Annotated in this window: 20 protein-coding genes; 14 read left to right on the forward strand and 6 right to left on the reverse strand. The window is 68.5% G+C overall.

Annotated elements, in window-relative coordinates:
* Positions 1–26: 26 nt before the first annotated feature.
* On the reverse strand, positions 27–800 hold the full coding sequence (locus GGQ87_RS01300) for an enoyl-CoA hydratase (protein ID WP_168044915.1): 774 nt from the start codon (positions 798–800) through the stop codon (positions 27–29).
* Positions 797–1,888: an MBL fold metallo-hydrolase gene (locus GGQ87_RS01305; protein ID WP_245161391.1), complete on the reverse strand. Its 1,092-nt coding sequence runs from the start codon at positions 1,886–1,888 to the stop codon at positions 797–799. Before GGQ87_RS01305 ends, GGQ87_RS01300 begins: the two co-directional genes overlap by 4 nt.
* A 132-nt stretch (positions 1,889–2,020) precedes the next feature.
* Here GGQ87_RS01305 and GGQ87_RS01310 point away from each other — a divergent pair, with 132 nt between their 5' ends.
* The 4 genes from GGQ87_RS01310 to GGQ87_RS01325 all read left to right on the forward strand — a co-directional run bounded on the left by GGQ87_RS01310 (position 2,021) and on the right by GGQ87_RS01325 (position 5,422).
* Entirely contained in the window at positions 2,021–3,016 is a 996-nt protein-coding gene (locus GGQ87_RS01310; protein WP_168044916.1) for a hypothetical protein, read from the forward strand.
* A gap of 104 nt (positions 3,017–3,120) precedes the next feature.
* Positions 3,121–3,918: an exodeoxyribonuclease III gene (locus GGQ87_RS01315; protein ID WP_168044917.1), complete on the forward strand. Its 798-nt coding sequence runs from the start codon at positions 3,121–3,123 to the stop codon at positions 3,916–3,918.
* A gap of 2 nt (positions 3,919–3,920) precedes the next feature.
* Positions 3,921–4,436 carry a hypothetical protein gene (locus GGQ87_RS01320; protein WP_168044918.1) on the forward strand — a complete coding sequence of 172 codons (516 nt, stop codon included), beginning with the start codon at positions 3,921–3,923 and terminating at the stop codon, positions 4,434–4,436.
* Positions 4,437–4,516: 80 nt separating this feature from the next.
* Complete coding sequence (locus tag GGQ87_RS01325; RefSeq protein ID WP_168044919.1) at positions 4,517–5,422, forward strand: cobalamin biosynthesis protein CbiG; 906 nt, start codon at positions 4,517–4,519, stop codon at positions 5,420–5,422.
* Between the two features lie 10 nt (positions 5,423–5,432).
* On the opposite strand, the gene recN is transcribed toward GGQ87_RS01325, so the two are convergent.
* On the reverse strand, positions 5,433–7,133 hold the full coding sequence (recN, locus tag GGQ87_RS01330) for a DNA repair protein RecN (RefSeq protein WP_168044920.1): 1,701 nt from the start codon (positions 7,131–7,133) through the stop codon (positions 5,433–5,435).
* 90 nt (positions 7,134–7,223) lie between these two features.
* Positions 7,224–8,084, reverse strand: a complete 861-nt coding sequence (locus GGQ87_RS01335; protein ID WP_168044921.1) for an outer membrane protein assembly factor BamD — start codon at positions 8,082–8,084, stop codon at positions 7,224–7,226.
* A 202-nt stretch (positions 8,085–8,286) separates the two neighbouring features.
* Here GGQ87_RS01335 and GGQ87_RS01340 point away from each other — a divergent pair, with 202 nt between their 5' ends.
* From GGQ87_RS01340 to GGQ87_RS01380, 9 genes are all read left to right on the forward strand, one after another.
* On the forward strand, positions 8,287–9,222 hold the full coding sequence (locus tag GGQ87_RS01340) for a ribose-phosphate pyrophosphokinase (protein WP_168044922.1): 936 nt from the start codon (positions 8,287–8,289) through the stop codon (positions 9,220–9,222).
* A gap of 81 nt (positions 9,223–9,303) precedes the next feature.
* Positions 9,304–10,536: a hypothetical protein gene (locus tag GGQ87_RS01345; RefSeq protein WP_168044923.1), complete on the forward strand. Its 1,233-nt coding sequence runs from the start codon at positions 9,304–9,306 to the stop codon at positions 10,534–10,536.
* 129 nt (positions 10,537–10,665) lie between these two features.
* The gene (locus tag GGQ87_RS01350) at positions 10,666–11,760 is read left to right on the forward strand and encodes a hypothetical protein (RefSeq protein WP_168044924.1); all 1,095 of its coding nucleotides are present in this window, start codon (positions 10,666–10,668) and stop codon (positions 11,758–11,760) included.
* 144 nt (positions 11,761–11,904) lie between these two features.
* Entirely contained in the window at positions 11,905–12,600 is a 696-nt protein-coding gene (locus GGQ87_RS01355) for a 50S ribosomal protein L25/general stress protein Ctc (protein WP_168044925.1), read from the forward strand.
* A gap of 78 nt (positions 12,601–12,678) precedes the next feature.
* Positions 12,679–13,299 carry an aminoacyl-tRNA hydrolase gene (pth, locus tag GGQ87_RS01360; RefSeq protein ID WP_168044926.1) on the forward strand — a complete coding sequence of 207 codons (621 nt, stop codon included), beginning with the start codon at positions 12,679–12,681 and terminating at the stop codon, positions 13,297–13,299.
* A 75-nt stretch (positions 13,300–13,374) separates the two neighbouring features.
* A complete protein-coding gene (locus GGQ87_RS01365) occupies positions 13,375–13,857 on the forward strand; it encodes a copper chaperone PCu(A)C (RefSeq protein ID WP_168044927.1) in 483 nt (160 codons plus the stop codon).
* Positions 13,858–13,932: 75 nt separating this feature from the next.
* Complete coding sequence (ychF, locus tag GGQ87_RS01370) at positions 13,933–15,027, forward strand: redox-regulated ATPase YchF (RefSeq protein ID WP_168044928.1); 1,095 nt, start codon at positions 13,933–13,935, stop codon at positions 15,025–15,027.
* Between the two features lie 57 nt (positions 15,028–15,084).
* Complete coding sequence (locus tag GGQ87_RS01375) at positions 15,085–15,927, forward strand: hypothetical protein (RefSeq protein WP_168044929.1); 843 nt, start codon at positions 15,085–15,087, stop codon at positions 15,925–15,927.
* Positions 15,927–16,943: a hypothetical protein gene (locus GGQ87_RS01380; RefSeq protein ID WP_168044930.1), complete on the forward strand. Its 1,017-nt coding sequence runs from the start codon at positions 15,927–15,929 to the stop codon at positions 16,941–16,943. Before GGQ87_RS01375 ends, GGQ87_RS01380 begins: the two co-directional genes overlap by 1 nt.
* On the opposite strand, the gene GGQ87_RS01385 is transcribed toward GGQ87_RS01380, so the two are convergent.
* A complete protein-coding gene (locus GGQ87_RS01385) occupies positions 16,940–17,419 on the reverse strand; it encodes a hypothetical protein (protein ID WP_168044931.1) in 480 nt (159 codons plus the stop codon). The two genes, GGQ87_RS01380 and GGQ87_RS01385, sit on opposite strands and share 4 nt — an antisense overlap.
* A 131-nt stretch (positions 17,420–17,550) precedes the next feature.
* Here GGQ87_RS01385 and GGQ87_RS01390 point away from each other — a divergent pair, with 131 nt between their 5' ends.
* A complete protein-coding gene (locus GGQ87_RS01390; RefSeq protein ID WP_168047218.1) occupies positions 17,551–17,814 on the forward strand; it encodes a hypothetical protein in 264 nt (87 codons plus the stop codon).
* A 72-nt stretch (positions 17,815–17,886) separates the two neighbouring features.
* Here the strand turns inward: GGQ87_RS01390 and GGQ87_RS01395 are convergent, their stop codons facing one another.
* Positions 17,887–18,408: an outer membrane beta-barrel protein gene (locus GGQ87_RS01395; RefSeq protein ID WP_168044932.1), complete on the reverse strand. Its 522-nt coding sequence runs from the start codon at positions 18,406–18,408 to the stop codon at positions 17,887–17,889.
* Positions 18,409–18,521: the final 113 nt, after the last annotated feature.

The following is an 18,521-nucleotide window of genomic DNA, read 5'->3' on the forward strand; positions in this document are numbered from 1 at the left end:
GCACCTAAGGGCCACGCGCGGGCGAATCAACCGGCTTTCGAGAAATCGGGCGCACGCTTCTGGCTGAACGCCATGAAGGCCTCCATGGCCTCCGGACTCGACATCTGGCTGCCGAACGCCTCGCCCTCCCGCTGCATCAGGGCCCAGAGCGCCTCGGCGTCCCGCATCAGGCGCTTGGTCTTGCGGATCGAGTTCGGTGCGCGGGCGGCGAGCTTTCCGGCCAGGTCCGCGGCGGCGGCCTCGACGCCGTCGGCAGGGACGGCGCGGTTGGCCAGGCCCCAAGCCACCGCCGTGCGGCCATCAATCGGCTCGCCGAGGGCGAACATTTCGAAGGCGCGGTGATGGCCGATGGCGGCGGGCAGCAGCATCGACGACGCGGCTTCCGGGGCGAGCGCCAGATTGATGAAGGGCACGGACAGCAGGGCGTCCTCGGCCACCACGACCATGTCGCAGTGAAGCAGCAGGGTCAGGCCGATCCCGACCGCTCGGCCCCGGACGGCCGCAACGGCCGGTTTGTCGAACTCCGCCAGCGCTTTCAGGAAGCGGAAGACCGACATGTCCGTCGGTTGCTGGCCCTGCGAGCCGAGCGCGATGAAGTCGGCGATGTCGTTGCCCGCCGAGAAGCTGTCGCCCTCGCTGCGGAACAGCAGGACGCGCACGGCATCGTCGGTTCGCGCCCTTTCGACCGCATCCGACAGGGCCGCGTACATGGCCTGGGTGATCGCATTCTTCTTCTCGGGCCGCGCCAGCGTCACCGTCAGCACGCCGCCGGAAAGCTCCGTCTGGATGTGATCCGTCATGCCTTCGATCCCTGTTTGATTGCGGTCCACCAGTCCACGCCGTCAGCATCGCGGCTGCGGGCTGCGCGCCCGCGGCGGAACAGATAATTGAGGTGCGCGAGGCTTTCGCCCGTCGCCATGCCGCGAACGCCATCGCCGACCGGGCGGGCGAACAAAGCTGAGAATACATCCACGGCGCGGCAGGGTTTGCGCAGGGTGCGCTCGAGCCGCCTCAGGGCGGTCAGATGGCCGCGGATCAGCGCATCCAGCCGCGCCTGCACGCCGCGGAACGGTTCTCCGTGCGACGGCAGGACCAGCACGTCATTCGGAAAGACGCTCTTCATCCGCTCGAGCGATTCCAGCCAGTCGCCCAGCGGATCGGCATCTGGCTCCGTGGGCCAGACGGACACGTTCGACGATATCTTCGGCAGTATCTGGTCGCCGCCCAGCACGACGCCGTCGGATTCGCGCCACAGGCAGGCGTGTTCCGGACTGTGGCCCTCGCCCACGACCACTCGCCAATCATCGCCGCCGATCGACAGACGATCGCCCTCGCGCATCCGGACGAAGCCGGAGGGCATAGGCGAGACAACTCGCCCGAACTGTCCGTATCCGGTTCGATACCCCTCGACCTGCGCCCCGTCCCAGCCCGCCGCCCGATAGAAGACGGCGCCGTCCTCGGGGGCGGGCTGTCCGGTGTCGGCCAGCAGCATCCGTGCGGTGACATACTCCAGCCGGGTCATCAGCAGTGGCGCGGCGAAGCGGCCGCACAACCAGCCGGCGAGGCCGATATGGTCGGGATGCATGTGGGTGCAGATGACCCGCGTGACCGGCATTCCGCCGAGAGGCCCGCTCAGCAGCGTGTCCCATTCGTCCCGCGTGGCGGCCAGGTCCAGGCCGGTATCGATCAGGACCCAGCCTTCGCCCTCCCGCACCGCATAGACGTTGATGTGATTGAGCGCGATCGGCATGGCCAGCCGCATCCACAGGACGCCGGGCGCGACCGTCACGGCTTGCCCCGACGCCGGCGGTTCGCCAAACGGATAGGTCAGCCGACGCTCCTCGCGCGCCTTCACCGCCTCGTCCATCATGGCGACGCCGTCAGCCAAGTCCGTCTCCAATCGAAACTGAGGGAAGATAGGCCGAAGCCGGGATGCCCGTCCAGCGCCGCGAAACCCGCCTTGACCCGGCCACAACCGCCAGCCAAGGATTTCGGCAAATCGTCCTTCTGGAGTGTCACCGTGTTCCACAAGAAGTTGCTTGCGCTCATCGGCGGCGCAATGGCGCTGGCCCTGCTTTCAGCCCAGCCGGTCCTGGCCCAAGACTCCGGTGGGCGGACCAATGAGGAATCCGACCGCGCCAGCGGCAACATCCGTGGCGACCGTGTGCTGCCGGGCCGTATGAGCGACGGCGCGCGCGAGCGGCGGGGCCGTCGCGAGCGGGAGGCCGATCAGGAGAAGCCCGAACAGGCGCCGGCCGCCACCCCGGAAGAGAACAAGGCTGCCGCGCAGGCGCTGCTGACCACGGCCGGCATCACCTGCCAGGTCTCAGAGGCGGCCCTGCTCGGCACGACCGCCGAGATGCAGTCGACCTATGAAGCGACCTGCACCAGCGGCCCCGGCTATCTGGTCGTCGCCTCGACACCGCCGCAGACTTTCAACTGCCTCGAGCTGTCGGGTCAGGCGGAGACCAACCGCCTGCGCGATCCGGCGGCCGAGGTCGGCCAGCAGTGCACCCTGCCCGTCAACCAGAACCCGGTTCCGGTGGTCGCCGCCTTCGCCCGCGAAGCCGGCATCGACTGCACCGTCGACCAGGGCGCCGCGATCGGCCGTCTGGAGGGCAACCTCGTCTACGAAGTGGGCTGCACGGACGGCGACGGCTATCAGCTCGAGCAGGCCAGCACCGGCTGGTCGAAGAGCCCTTGCTGGGCCCGGGCGCTTGAGGGATCGACCTGCCGCTACACCACGCCGGAAGAGAACCTTAAGGCCTGGACGGCGGTTCTCGCGGACACCGAAGCCTCGACCTGCGATGTGCAACAGGCCCGCAAGGTCGGGACCGACGCCCAACAACTGCAGGTCTATGAAGTGAAATGCGGCGTCGGCGACGGCTATTTCGTCCGCGTCGGCAATGCGTTCAAGGCTGAGCGTGTCCATGCCTGCGCGGCCTCGGCCCACATCGCGGGCGGCTGCACCCTGACCACCGCCGCTCCGGCCGCCGCGCCCGCCGAGCAGCAGTAAGATCAAAACCTGAGATCGACGAACGCCCCGGGATCATCCCGGGGCGTTTCCGTTTGGGCGATCGGCGCTTCACAGAGCCCCCCGACGCGCCGTAATCATGACCGATGCGCATCGCCACCTGGAACGTGAACTCGGTCAACGCCCGCCTGCCGACCGTGCTGGCTTGGCTGGAGGCGGCGGCTCCCGACGTGGCCTGCCTGCAGGAAATCAAATGCGTCGACGAGAAATTCCCGCGCGAGGCCCTTGAGGGCCTCGGATACAACGTCGAGACGCACGGCCAGAAGAGCTACAACGGCGTCGCGATCCTTTCGAAACACCCTCTGTCCGACGTGCGGCGCGGCCTGCCCGGCGTGGATGCGTCCGGCTATGAGGCCGAGGCCGAACAGTCGCGCTACATCGAGGCCCTGATCGAGGCGCCGCGTCCGGTGCGGGTCGGCTGCATCTACCTGCCCAACGGCAACCCGGTCGGGACGGACAAATTCGCCTACAAACTGGCCTGGTACGACCGCCTGCATGCCCATGCCCGCGATCTGCTGGCGCTGGAGGAGCCGTTCACCCTGTGCGGCGACTACAACGTCATCCCCACGCCCGAGGACGCGCGGAACCCCGCGGCCTGGACCGGCGACGCGCTGTTCCAGCCCGAGAGCCGGGCGGCGTTCCAGGCGCTGCGCCACCTCGGCCTTGCCGACGCGGGAGAACTGGGCGGGCAGCCGCCGGGCACCTTCACCTTCTGGGACTATCAGGCCGGCGCCTGGCAGCGCGACCATGGCATCCGCATCGACTTCCACCTGCTGTCGCCTCAGGCCGCCGACCGCTTTCAGTCGGTGGAGACGCATCGCGACGCCCGCGACATGGAGAAGCCCTCCGACCATGTGCCGGTCGTCATAGAGCTGGAAGACTGACGATGGCCGAGGCGCTCCGGGTCATCCTGCTCGTGGCGCTGGCGGCGGCGGCCCTGACCACCGCGGCCCTGGTGCTCGCCTGGTGGATGGAGCCGGTACGCCGGATGCGGCGCGCCCTGCTCAAGTCCTTGGGCGCGACGCCCGAAGCGGAGGCGTTGTCGCCGGCCGAGGGCCGGGCCGCCGGGCTGGATTTCGATGGGGCGCAGGTGGCTGTGCTTTGGAACCGCGGCGCGTCGGGACTGGTGTATGCCTTCGAGGAGATCGACGGCGGCGAAATCATCGTCGACGGCCACGTCGTGGCCCGTGTGCGGCGCGGCGAGACGCGGAAGTCGCTCGACATCCTCGCCCCCGATGCGGAACAGGTGGTGCTGCGGCTGATGTTCGGTGATGCGCGGCACCCGGAGTTCGAGCTTGCGCTGTGGGACGCCACCCTGCCCGTGCAGACCAGTTCGCCGGGCGAGGCCTTGCGACTGGGTCGCCGGTGGCTGTCGCACCTCGAGGCGCTGCTCAAGGGCTGAGCCTTCGCCCTTCCGCCGGCCCCGGCGGAACGCTAGAAGCCCCCATCCCTTTTGTGACCGCGTAATCTGGAGCGCCCGCCGTGGCCCGTCTTTTCGACGCCTACATCATCGCCGACTGGACCGCCGCCGAAGGCAAGAAGCTGGGCGACCAATCGGTCTGGATCGGCGTTGCCAAGCGCGACGTCCGCTTCCGCCTCTATACCGAGACCCACAACGTCGCCACGCGCGCCGAGGGCGAGAAGCTGCTCGCCTCCCTGCTGGCCGACCACCGCAAGCGGGGCGACCGGGTGCTGGTCGGGTTCGACTTCAACTTCGGCTATCCGGCGGGCACGGCGGAGCGGCTGAAGCTGACGGGAACACCGTGGCAGGCGATGTGGAAATTCATCGCCTCCAACGTCGTCGACAAGCCGGACAACACCAACAACCGCTATCAGGTGGCGGCCAAGATCAACCGGCTGATGACCGACGAGGCCTGGCCGATGTGGGGCGCGCCGGCCAAGCAGGCGCAGCGCTGGCTGACCACGACCAAACCGCCTGCCGGCGCGGGCGCAGACATCCCGGAGTTCCGGGCCACCGAGGACGCTGTGCGCAAGGGCCGGCTGCAGCCCAAGAGCGTGTGGCAGATGCATGGGGCCGGCGCGGTCGGCGGCCAGACGCTGGTCGGCATTCCGGCCGTTCGCCGTCTGCTGGAGAGCCTCGGCCCGTCGGGCGCGGTATGGCCTTTCGGGACGGGCTGGCGGGCGCTGGACGCGGCCGACGTCGAGCCGCTTTCGGCCCTCGTCGTCGAGGTCTGGCCCTCCATGTTCGACGGCAAGCCGAACCCGGGCGAGTTCAAGGATCAGGCGCAGGTCCGCTCCACCGCCGAGGCCTTGGCGAAGATGGACGAGACGGGGGCCCTGTCGAAGGCCTTTGCCCCGCCCAAGGGCGCGGACGAGGCGCTGATCGCCCGCGTCGAACAGGAAGAAGGCTGGATCCTCGGGGCGTAGGTCCGGCGCTTCAGCCGATCAGCGAGCGGGCCGCGGCGCGGGCTTCGTCGGTGATCGTGGCGCCGGACAGCATGCGGGCGATCTCCTCGCGCCGGGCGTTCTCGTCGAGCGCATCGACCGTGGTGGTTGTCTGGCCGGCCTGATCGGCCTTGCGGACCTTCCAGTGGGCGTGGCCGCGCGCCGCAACCTGCGGGCTGTGGGTCACGACCAGCACCTGCGCGCCCTGCGAGAGGCGCTGCAGCCGCGTGCCGACGGCCTCGGCCACGGCGCCGCCGACGCCCTGATCGACCTCGTCGAAGATCATCACCGGCTGGCGCTGGTCCTCGCGGCCCGCCAGCGCCGCCTTCATGGCGAGGGCGAAACGGGCCAGTTCGCCGCCCGAGGCGATGGCGTCGAGGGGACCGAAGTCCGTGCCGGCGTTGGTGGCGATCTCGAACCGCACGGTCTCGACGCCGAGTGGGCCGCGCCGGCCGTCGGCGACGGGCTCGAAGGCGACCCGGAAACGGGCGCGCTCCAGCTTCAGCGGTCCCAGCTCGCCCATGACGGCGGCGGTCAGGCGGTCGGCCGCGGCCTCGCGGGCCGAGGTCAGCAGCATGGCGGCCACATCGTAGGCCTCGCGGGCGGCGGAGGCGGCGCGCTCGGCGGCGGTGATGGCCTCGGCGCCATCTTCGATCAGGCGCAGCTGATCGCGGAAGCGGACGCGCAGGACAGGCAGCATCTCGACGGAGGTGTTCAGCTTGCGGGCGGCGGCGCGCAGGGCGAACAGCCGCTCCTCGGCCTTGTCGAGACGACCGGGCTCGAAGTCGAAGGCGTTGGCCGCGGCGTCGACGCAGGCGATCGCCTCCTCGGCTTCCACGAGCGTGCGCTCGATGGCCTCGGCGGCGCTGGAGAGCTTCTGGAGCAGCGGATGCTCCGGGTCCGTGCCGGCCTGTCCCGCCCGAGTGCGCGCGTGCTCGACCGCCCGCAGTGCGGCGGCGAGGTTGCGGGACAGCTTGTCGCCGCCCAGAGACGCCCGGGCGTCCGACAGGTCAGCAATGGCTTTCTCGGCCGCTCCCAGCAGGGCGCGCTCGCCGGCCAGTTCGGTTTCCTCATCGGCACGGGGATCGAGGGCGTCGAGCTCGGACAGGTTCAGTGTCAGCTCTTCGGCATGGGCCGCGGCGTCGGCGGCGGCGGCCTTGAGATCGGCCACGGTCCGTTCGGCGGTCTTCAGCCTGTCGGCTGCGGTGGCGACGCCCGCCAGCTGCGGCTGCAGGCCGCCGTAGTTGTCGAGCAGGGCGCGGTGGGTCTTCCAGTCGAGCAGGCCGACGGTCTCGTGCTGGCCGTGCACCTCGACCAGCGCCTGGCCGATCTCGCGCAGGGCCGTCACGCCGGCGGGCTGGTCGTTGACGAAGGCCCGGCTGCGCCCGTCGGCGGCGAGGGTGCGGCGCAGGATCAGTTCCTCGCCCGCGGCGACCTCGAAGCCGCGCTCGGAGATCATCTCGATCAGGGCCGGGTCGTCAGGCGCGGTGAAGACGGCGGTGGCGGAGGCCTGTTTCGCGCCGCTGCGCACCAGACCGGCGTCGGCGCGGGCTCCCAGCGCGAGGCCGAGGGCGTCAAGGATGATCGACTTGCCCGCCCCGGTCTCGCCGGTCAGCACCGTGAGGCCGCCCTCGACCTCGAGATCGAGCACGTCCACCAGCACGATGTCGCGGATGGAGAGGGCGGTCAGCATGGGGGCGCGGTCGTCCGGGTCTGATTCGCCATGGCCGTCAGTCTAGCGGCGAACGCCCGTCATGCCTGCCTGTTGCGACAGAATCGGTCGTCAGCCCGGGATGATCCGGCGCAGCCAGCTTTCGCGCTGCCCTTCGGGGGCGACGTCTGGGCGACGGCCGTCCTCGGTGAGCAGGGCGTAGGCCTCGGCATACCAGGGGCTGCCCGGATAGTTGTGGCCGAGCACGGCGCCGTTGCGGGTCGCCTCTTCCTTCAGGCCCAGCTGGAGGTTGACCTCGACCAGACGATAAAGGGCCTCCGGCGTGTGCGAAGTGCGCTGATAGGCTTCGTTGTCGATCACCGACTTGTAGCGGTTCATGGCCGCCAGCGGCTGACCGGCGCGCTGGTAGTAGCGGCCGATGGCCATTTCCTTGCCGGCCAGCTGGTCGTTGACCATGTCGATCTTGACCGTGGCGTCGATGGCGTAGGAGGTCCCCGGATAGCGGCGGGCCACGTCACGCAGGCCGTCCAGCGCCGCCTGGGCATAGCCCTGATCGCGGCCCACGTCGGTGATCTGTTCGAAATTGCACAGGGCCTTCATGTAGAAGGCGTAGGGCGCGCTGGGATTGCCGGGGAACAGCTGGATGAACCGGTCCGACGCGGCGATCGCCTCGGCGTAGTCGTTGCTCTGATAGTGGGCGTAGATCTGCATCAGGATCGCGCGGCGCGACCACTCGGAATACGGATGCTGACGCTCGACCTCCTGGAAATAGTCGATGGCGTCGCCCCAGCGCCGGCTCTGGAGGCGCTGATAGCCGGTGTTGTAGAGCGCCTCGACGGGGCGCTCCTCATAGGCGAGGCGGGGGCGATTGCCGCGATTGGCGCAGCCCGAAATCGTCAGGGCCGACACGGCCACGGCTGACAGGATCAGGCCGGTGCGGAACTTGGAAGCAGGCAAGGACGACCTCAACATGACAGGCCGGCGGGCATCACCCGTCGGCGCCCCCGGATACGAGACGCGATCTCTACACCAGCCGACAACCCCGCGCCAATGCGTGAAGAAGTCGGCCAAAAAGACTCTCGGCGCTTGTGGCTGAGCCGTCCCCTGATATGTAGCGCGCCAGCGCGACGGCGGCATTCTCAGCCGGGCGATGACGGCGAAAGGATGACCGGACATGAAGCTGCTCTCTGGCAACTCCAACCGGACGCTCTCCCAGGCCATCGCGGCGCACCTCGACATGCCGCTGACCAAGGCTGACGTGAAGCGGTTCGCGGACAACGAAGTCTTCGCCGTGATCGAGGAGAACGTCCGTGGCGAGGACGTCTTCATCATTCAATCGACCAGCTACCCCGCCAACGACAATCTGATGGAGCTGCTGATCATGACCGATGCGCTGGTGCGCGCGTCGGCCAAGCGGATCACGGCGGTCATGCCCTATTTCGGCTACGCCCGGCAGGACCGGAAGACCGGCGGCCGGACGCCGATCTCGGCCAAGCTGGTGGCCAATCTGATCACCCGCGCGGGTGCGGACCGGGTTCTGACGATGGATCTGCATGCCGGTCAGATCCAGGGCTTCTTCGACATCCCGACCGACAACCTGCTGGCCACGCCGGTGCTGGCGCAGGACATCAAGGAACACTATCACCGCGGCGACGATCTGATGATCGTCTCGCCCGACGTCGGCGGCGTGGTTCGGGCGCGCTCGCTGGCCAAACGGCTCGACGCCGATCTGGCCATCGTCGACAAGCGCCGGCCCAAGGCGGGCGAGAGCGAGGTCATGAACATCATCGGCGACGTCGAAGGGCGGCGCTGCATCCTGTTCGACGACATCGTCGATTCGGGCGGGACGCTGGTGAACGCGGCGCAGGCCCTCATGGACAAGGGCGCGACCGAGGTCTCGGCCTACATCAGCCACGGCGTCCTCTCGGGCCCAGCGGTCCAGCGGATCAACGACGGTCCACTGAAGGAGCTGGTCATCACCGACTCCATCGAGCGTCCTCACGAGGTTCTGACCTGCAAGAAAATCCGCTGTGTCTCGGTCGCGCCGCTGATCGGCGAAGCCATCCGGCGGATCGCCAACGAGGAATCGGTCTCCAAACTGTTCGACTAGGTTCCCGGAACCGATCCGCGCCCGCCCCATTTGCGCCCTCAGACTGGGCGTTGCTGGACGCCGATGATCCGAGGAGTCCTGATGCGTCCGGTTTTCCCGCACCGCGGCCGTTCCATAGTCGCGCTCGCTGTCGCCGCCCTGCTGGCGAGCTGCGCCTCGGACACGCCGAGCCGCGCCGAGCTCGAAGCCGCCCGTGTGGCCGCCGAGGTCGCAGCAATCGCGGCCCGGACGCCGCCGCCGATCAATCTGAACCGAAGCGTCGCCGAGGCCGCCGCCGTCTATATGGCTTTCAGCCGCGACATGGCGGGGCTTGAGGGCGGCTTCACCGATCCCGAGCAGATCCAGGCCGCCCTGCGCCGCGGTTCGGCCTACGATCCCGCGCAGATTTCGCGCGGGCTGGTCGCCTATGCCTCCATTCTGGCGCTGCAGTCGCCCGAGTTCGTGTCCGGAGTCCGCGGCCTCGCCGACGATCAGGCGACGCGCGAACGGATCGTCGCCCGCATCGTCGCCGACCCGAGCTATGCCTCGACGCTACCCGGGGCGGAGGCGGCGGCGGGGCTGGTCATGTCCACCCTGGCCGCGGACATCAACGCCCTGAGCCGGGCGGCGAACTCGATCGAAAACGATGCCTACGCCATCCAGGCCCGCTACGACCCCCGGCGGTCGTGGGCGGTCGCCGAAGTGCCCAACCGCGACGCCCGGCTGGAGGCCGCAAAGAGCCGCTCCGCCCAGAGGATCCTGCCCTCGGCGGAAGAGGCGTCCCGGATGTTCGCCGCGGCCCACAGCGGCGGCGGAGCCCTTGCGGTCAGCGGAGAGCCCCGCAAGCCGCCCTATCCGCCCGCGGTCATCAACGGCCTGGCGCTCGCCGCGCTGGCGGCGCTCGGCTACGCCGGAGAAAACGCCAAGGCCAATACAGACGCCCTGCAGTTCGATCGCGTCAGCGAGGGCTGCCTGACGATGTCCAAGCTGAATCTGTTCCAGTGTCTGGCGGCGTCCCGGCCGAACTACGAGGACATGTTCTGCCTAGGCCGTCACATCGTCCGCGATCTGGCGACCTGCTCGCGGGGTGCGGCGATGCCGGCGCCGATCGTCACCGTGTCGGATGTGACGCCGGACGAGACCCGCCCGCCCGCGGATGAGCCGATCATCATCACGCCGGTTCCGCCGTCACCCGCCCTGCCTGCGCCCCGCCAGTCCGCACCCGCAAATCCGATCACGATTTCGCCAGCCCCGACGCCTGCGCAGCCTCCGAGGCCGGCCCCGTCGGTGACAGGACGCCTGAATACCCAGCCCGCGCAGTCTCCGGGCGGCTAGTGCGCCGAAATGCCGCCGGGCTCCAGCCAAGCTGGCATTAACGCTCGGCGAACCTCTTGGGCCGCGTTATAAGCGCTTCCAGGTTCCGGCGTCTAACGATGACGCCGCGCGTCCACGTGGGGATCTCGTATGCTTGAGGCTCGTTTCCGCCGCGGCTTGTCCATGGCCGCCATCGCTGCAATGGCTGTTCTTTCGGCCTGCGCCACGCCCGAGCCCGAGCCGGCTCCCGCACCCGCGCCGCCGCCGCCCCCGCCCCCGGCTGTCAGCCTGAACGAAGGCGTGGCCGAGGCCGCCGCCATCTATGTCGCCTTCATGCGCGACGCGGCCACCATCGAGGCCGGATTCCCGACGGCGGAGTCGATCCAGGCGGCGATCCGCAAAGGCGCGGCCTACGAGCCGGCCCAGCTGTCGCGCGGCATGATCGCCTATGGCTCGATCCTGGCGCTGCAGTCGCCGGAGTTTGTTCAAGGCGTGCGCACCTATGCCGTCGATCCGGCGGTCCGCCAGGAAATGGTCTCGCGCATCATCGCCGATCCGGCCTATGCGGCCACCCTGCCCGGCGCGGACGCCGCCGCCGGTCTGATCGTCGAAGCCATTGGCCACGACGCGGCCGCCATGCTGGCCATCGCCGACGCCGTGGAGGAAGACGCCTATACGATTCAGGGGCGGTCCGATCCGCGCCGCCGCTGGGCCACTGTCCACATCGCCGACCGCGACACCCGTCTGCAGGGCGCCAAGGCGCTGTCAGCGGTTCAGATGCTGCCGTCCGCCGAGGAGTCGGCCAAGCTGTTCGCCGCCGCCAACAGCGGTTCCGGCCTCGCCGTGACCCCGGCCCATTCGGGCCCGCCGTATACGCCGGCGGTGGTTCGCTCGTTGGCGCTTGCGGCGCTCGCAGCGCTCGGCGCCGGCGGCGAGGAAGCCCGCGCCAATACCGAAGCCCTGACCGTGGAGCAGAACAGCGAGTTCTGCCTCAATATGTCGAAGCTCATGCTGTTCCAGTGCCTCGCCGCCTCGCGTCCCAGTTACGAGGATATCTTCTGCGTCGGCCGGCACATCGCGCGCGATCTGGCGACCTGCACCGCCCAGAACATCACCCCCGCCCCCATCGCCACCCCTGCGACCGAAGTAGCCGGCCCGGCCCCGGCTGTCGTTCAGACGCCGGTCGCGGCCGGAGCGGCGGCCGCTTCAGCCTCGGCGACGGCGAGCCTGAACAGCGACGGCTGATCGCCGACGATATGGGTGCGCCCGAACGGTTGCGTCACCGGGCGTCTGCGTGTAATAGCCCGCGCTCTTGAATTCGAGGGTTCGAGGACCCCGCCGCGCGAGCGAGTACGTGAGCGCGGCGTTTCTGTTGTTGAGGCGAGCCATATGGCCGAGATCATTCTGAACGTGGACGTCCGTGACGGCGTCGGCACCGGCGGCGCCCGCGCTGCGCGTCGCGCGGGCATGGTCCCGGGCGTCCTGTACGGCGGCGACAAGGCCCCGGTGGCGATCTCGGTGAACGAGCGCGACTTCCGCAAGTCACTCTACACCGGCAAGCTGCTGGGCCACCTCGTGACCCTGAAATACGGCGACGAGAGCCAGCCGGTCATCGCTCGCGACGTGCAGTTCGACCCCGTGTCGGACCGCCCGCTGCACTTCGACCTGATGCGCGTCGACGAGAAGCAGACGATCAAGATCGAAGTGCCGGTTCACTTCATCAACCAGGACCAGTGCGAAGCCTTCCGTCAGGGCGGCTCGCTGGAGATCGTTCGTCACTCGGTCGAGGTGAAAGTCCGCGCGGATCACATCCCGGAAGACCTGATCGTCGATCTGGCCGGCCACAAGATGGGTGACACCATCCGCTGGACCGACCTGAAGGGCACGGAAGAGGTCGAGCCGACCATCACCGACCGCGACTTCGTGATCGCCTCCATCAAGACCTCCTCGGCCGCTATCTCGGCCGCCGCCGACGAAGCGCATGACGCTGAAGTCGCCGCCGAAGCTGCTGAGGCCGCCGAAGTCGAAGCGACCGAACAGGGCGCCGACGACGAAGCCGCCGCGGAAGACACCGCCGAGGGCTGATCCCCTCGTTGCAAGCTGCTACTGGAACGGCCCCATCCGGCGACGGACGGGGCCGTTTCCTTATCCGGACCACGCGCCATGATCATCATCGCCGGCCTGGGCAATCCGGGACCGAAATATCAGGGCAATCGCCACAACATCGGCTTCATGGCCGCCGACGAGATCGCGCGGCGATGGTCGTTCGGGCCCGAGCGGGCCAAGTTCCAGTCCGTGATTCGCGAAGGCGAGGTCGAAACGGCCTCGGGCCGTGAACGCGTCCTGCTGATGAAGCCGCAGACCTTCATGAACGAGAGCGGCCGGGCCGTGGCCGAGGCGGCGCGCTTCTACAAGGTGCAGCCGTCGGAGGTGATCGTCTTCCACGACGAGATCGATCTGGCTCCCGGGCGGTTCCGGATGAAGAAGGGCGGCGGCGCCGCGGGCCAGAACGGCGTCCGGTCGCTGATCAGCCAGCTCGGCGCGGATTTCCGCCGGGCGCGCATGGGCGTGGGCCATCCGGGGGAGCCGCAGCTGGTGCACGGCTACGTCCTGAGCGACTTCCACAAGGCGGAACAGCCGTGGCTGGACGCCATGCTGGGCGCGATAAGCGACGCCCTGCCCTTCGCCCTCGCCGGCGACGACGACCGCTATCAGGCCGAGGTCATGCGGCTGGCCCCAGCTCCGAAATTCAGCCCCCGGCAGGCGGCGCGCGGCGAAGGCTGAGCCGTGACAGCCCGCCGCCTTGCCGCTGCGACGGTCGGGCTATAGACCCCGCGATCTTCACAGAAAGCCCTCCAGATGGCCCGAGCCTCTTTCCCTGTCGTCCTGATAGCCTTGGTCGCCGGCCTGGCTGCCTGCACCCCGAAAGAGAAGGCCGCACCGGCCGGCGCCGCCACGGTCGAGGTCTCCGGCGCCCTGTGCCGTCCGACGCCGGTCGGCCGCCATTCGACCGGCTGCTACCTGACGCTCAAGGCGAGCGCGGACGATCGTCTGGTGAGCCTCTCCACGCCCCTGGCCGGCCGCGCCCAGGTCCATGAGAGCCGGATGGAGAGCAATATGATGATGATGCTCGAGCTCAAGGACGGCCTTGCCCTCCCCGCGAGCCAGATTGTCGAGCTGAAGCCGGGCGGCAACCACATCATGCTGCTGGGCGTCGAGGAGCCGCTGAAGGTTGGGGACACGGTCCCGCTGACGCTCACGTTCGCGACGGCCGAGCCGGTGGAGGTGACAGCCGCGGTGGGACAGCCCGCCATCGCTGATTCGGGCAGCGCCTCGCACTGAGCGCCGCCGCATCGGACTGACAAATCGGCCGCGACCGTCTAAAGGCTCGCGCTCACCAAGGAACACCCCGCCCCCATGGCTCTGAAAGTCGCGATCGTCGGCCTGCCCAACGTCGGCAAGTCCACCCTGTTCAACGCCCTGACCAAGACGGCGGCGGCGCAGGCCGCCAACTACCCGTTCTGCACCATCGAGCCGAACACGGGCGACGTGGCGGTGCCGGAGCCGCGGCTGGACGTGCTGGCGACCATCGCCGGGTCGAAGGAGATCATCCCGGCCCGTATCACCTTCGTCGACATCGCCGGTCTGGTGCGTGGCGCGTCCAAGGGCGAGGGACTGGGCAACCAGTTCCTGGCCAATATCCGGGACTGCGACGCCGTCGCCTTCGTGGCCCGCTGCTTCGTCGACGACGACATCACCCACGTCGAGAACCGCATCGATCCGATCTCCGATCTGGAGATCATCGAGACGGAGCTGATGCTGGCCGACCTCGAAAGCCTCGAGAAGCGCGTCGTCAACGTCGAGAAGCGCGCCAAGGGCGGCGACAAGGAAGCCCAGACGACGCTGCGCCTCATCAACATGGCCCTGACGCCGCTGCGCGCGGGCAAGCCGGCGCGCGTGGTCGAGGTGGACAAGGAGGACCAGAAGGCGTGGCACATGCTGCAGCTGCTGACGTCCCTGCCCGCCCTGTACGTCGCCAACGTCGACGAGGCCTCGGCCGACAAGGGCAATGAGCTGTCGAATCTGGTCGCCCAGCGCGCCGCCGCCGACAACGCCAAGGCCGTGGTCATCTCGGCCAAGATCGATTCCGAACTGGCCGTTCTCGACGCCGAAGAACAGGCCGAGTTCCTCGAGAGCATGGGGCTGGAAGAGCCCGGCCTGAACCGCCTGATCCGCGAAGCCTACGCCCTGCTGGGCCTGCAGACCTATTTCACGGTCGGCCCCAAGGAGGCGCGCGCCTGGACCATTCCGATCGGCGCGACCGGACCGCAGGCCGCGGGCGTGATCCACACCGACTTTGAAAAGGGTTTCATCCGGGCCGAAACCATCGCCTACGCCGACTTCGTCGCGCTCAAGGGCGAGCAGGCGGCGAAGGAAGCCGGCAAGATGCGCGCCGAGGGCAAGAACTACGTCGTCAAAGACGGCGACGTGATGCATTTCCTGTTCAGCTAAGTTGTAGCTCCGCCGCCTCACCGCTAAGGATTGCAGGGGGATTCGGGGGAGTCAGACGTGATCTTCAGGTTCGGCATCGGGCTGTTGCTCGGCGCGTGCATGTTCGCGGGCGGGGCCGCTGCGCAGACGGCCTCGCGCCCGTCCACGCCGTTCGTCATTCATGGCGTCGCGGTCGACAGCACGGAGCGGACGGCTCGGGAGGGGCAGCCGCTCCTGGCGCAACCGGTGACGTCCGTCCGTTCCGCCCGGCTCGATGCAGAGGCGCCGGCGGAAAGCGCGGGCTGGTTCAAGGACAAGTCCTTCGCTGCCGGGACGCCCATGTTCGGCGCCTATGCCGGCGACCAGTGGTCCTACTGCGCCGTCGCGGAATCGCGGCAGTCGTTCTGGACCACCGATCAGTTCATTTGTTACGTCGACGCCGACGATGACGGCCGGTTCGACTCCGCCATCGATTCCGGGACGCCGTTCAATGGCGTTCCGCTGCTCGTGTTCAGCACGGGCGCGAGTCGGCCACTGCCGGCTCCCGTGCCTTACAGCAGGCTTCCGCTGGCGGATGGACCCAGCGTCGAATACGCCATCAGCTACGAGATCGTGCGGCCCCACGGGCGCGCCATGCTGAACGGCCGCAACGTGCCCCGCGCCGCCACCCACATCGTTCCCGTCGTCGGCTTCCGTGTCGAAGGCGGACGCATCCAGCCCCTGAGCGCCGCGGGCGGTGAACGCCGAATCCCCTTGGCCGGCGGGCAGCAGGCCACGATCCGGGTCAAGGGCGCGGTGATCGAAATCCTCGGCGTCAACAACGACGATTCCGTCCGCTACCGGGTCGTCGAAACCATTCCCTCGCACGTGGACCAGATCATGCTCCAGATCATCACTACGACGACATGGGTGGTCTACTGATGCGCGCGCTTCTGACAGTCACCGCCGCCTTGGCGGCGCTCCACGCGGGTCAGGCTGTTGCGCAGGATGCTGTGGCGCAGACGCCTGTAGCAGCCCCGGCCGCTGAGGCTGAAGACGTGCTGACGTGGGACGAACTGCCGGCGGATCTTCGCCGCCGGGCGGAACCGCTGATCGGGCGGGTCGCGGCCCAGGCCGTCCTGAACGTGCAAGGCGCCGTCGAGGCCGACGCGGATTTCAGGTCAATCGATCACGGACACGTCCTGTTCGAGCAGGCGGTTCGGCCGGCCGCACTGGCGCGGATCACGCGCTCGGTGGACAACGCCGCCAAATACGGTCCCGTTGGAGCGGCGCTGTGGCCGGGAATCGGTCCCGCCGGGGACTACTGGTGCTGGCGGCGGTTCAATCCCGAGAACGCCTTCTCGCGCGGCAACATCTATTGCTACGAGGACAAGGACGGCGACGGCACATCCGAGCGGATGATGGAGAACCCCGCCTGGATGGCGCAACTGCCCGCCAGCCGCTTCCAGTTCCTGAGCCTCGGGCACGACGAAGGGGTTGAGGAGAACGCCACCTTCCAGGTCGAGCCCGGAACCTTGGGCGAGTTCAACGAGATCGTTGTCCTGCGTTATTACGGAGCCACCCGCGGGTTGCTGCAGCCGGACGGCTCGCTGGCTCCGGCGACCGTGGAGTTCGAACTTCTCACGGGTCCGGATAGACAATCGCTCGGCGAAGTAAGCCGCATCCGCGTCCAGCTCAACGCCGCCGGCAAGGGGGAGTATCACGCGCTCAACGGCGTTCGACTTGAGGTGGACGGCGTGAACGTCGACGGGACGGCCCGGGTCAAGCTTCTCGGCGGCTTGCCAGAGGGGCGGACCCTGCTGATCCCGCCGCTGACCCGTGAGTTGATCGTCGAACGGATGAGCGAGGTGTTCAATCCCGACGGGTCGCCGAAAGAGCAGCCCCCGGCGAGCGAGGACGAAGCCACGCCTGCGCCCGCAGCGGCGCCTGCAGCCTAAGTCGCCGGCGTATCTTCCAGCGTCGTGCACTTCGTCAGGGTGACGACGGCGTTGTCGCGGTTTAGCCAGGTTAGCCGCATGGTCTGACCCGATACGGCCATCCGGATGCGTTCGCTGGAGACCATGCCTTCGGCCGTGCAGGTCAGCGCGACCTCATAGCCGTCCACGATCTGGTCGACCTCGCCGATGGCGCAGCTGTTCTCATAGCCTTCGAACCGGGTGACGTTGATCTCGATCGGTCGCTGCGGACCGCTGGTGTTGGGGCACCATGAGACGTCCGCCGCCCAGCGGCCGACGAAGCTGCGTGGGCCCGTACCGGGCAGGATGGACCCGGCCCCGGGCGGCGGAGCCCCAGCGGGAGCAGCAGCTTCGGGCGTGGCGATCGCCTCCGCCGGTTCGGTCGGCGGATTGGGCTCGCCGGGTCCGCAGGCGGCGAGGGCGAGGCCTGCAAGCAGGCTAAGGTGAAGTCGGTTCATAGGGGCCGAAACGCGGTCCGAGGTCCGCGGCTCCGCCGGTTCGCCCCGATCACGAATTCGCGGTCACGCTTGCATCCCCCGCCAGTATTTGCGACCGGTTCTCCAGTGTCGAGAACAAGGGGGTGTCCCGAATGACTCAGAACACCAATCCGTGGGCAGCGCAGGTCGATCCGTTGGCGCAGGACATCGCCGCGGTGCTCAAGCGCATGGGCGGTTCCGCTCACCAGAAGGACGTCGTCCAGTGCGTGGCGGCGATGAAGCGACAGCGCGGCGAGACCGTCGCGCAGGATCTGGCCAACCGGATCGTCGAGGTGTTCGAGCGCTACCGCGACCTGTTCTTCAAACCCTTCGGCGAAGGGTCCATGCGCTGGGCGCTGCAGCCCGGCGTCGCCTGACATTATAACGGCGCCTGCAACAAAAAAGGCCCGCGGCGCACCGCGGGCCTTCGTCATATTCGCCGACAGAAATCAGAAACGGCGGATGTAGGCGAACGACACGGCGTCGAAGCCGCCGTCCAGCTCTTCGTACTCGTGACGGGTGACGTCCATGCGCACGCCGTTGGACTCGTCGAAGAAGTACTGGCCGCCGATGCCCAGGGCCGCGCCGCTGAAGCTGTCGGAGACGGTCACGCCGCCGGAGCTGGCTTCGAACTCGGTCGAGCCGTAGCCGACGCGGGCCGTCAGGTCGAAGTTCTCGGACAGGGGCCAGTAGGCGACGGCGAAGGCCGCGACCGTGTGGTTCATCTTGAGGTCGACACCGCCGATGTCGGAGGAGCCGAGGCCGATGTTGCCCTCGGCTTCAACGCCGAAATAGCGGTGGAAACGGGCGGCGACGCGGGCGGCGGCCGAGTGGCCGTCCCAGTCCTGGCTGCCATCGGCGAAGCGGGTGTAGCCCACCGAGGCGGTGACTTGCGGCTTGTAGCCCGATTGCGCGGCGGCCGGCAGGGCGACGGCGGAGGCGGCGACAGCCGCGAGGATGAACAGACGCATGGATTCCCCCAAATGATCCGCCGAAATAGCGGTCCGGGGCCCTTTCGCCCGTTTTGACAGGGAAGCGGAGCCATATTCCGCGACAGGAGCAATTATCGCAGAAGGTGTATCGT

Source organism: Brevundimonas alba, from assembly GCF_011927945.1.
GTDB classification, from domain to species: domain Bacteria; phylum Pseudomonadota; class Alphaproteobacteria; order Caulobacterales; family Caulobacteraceae; genus Brevundimonas; species Brevundimonas alba.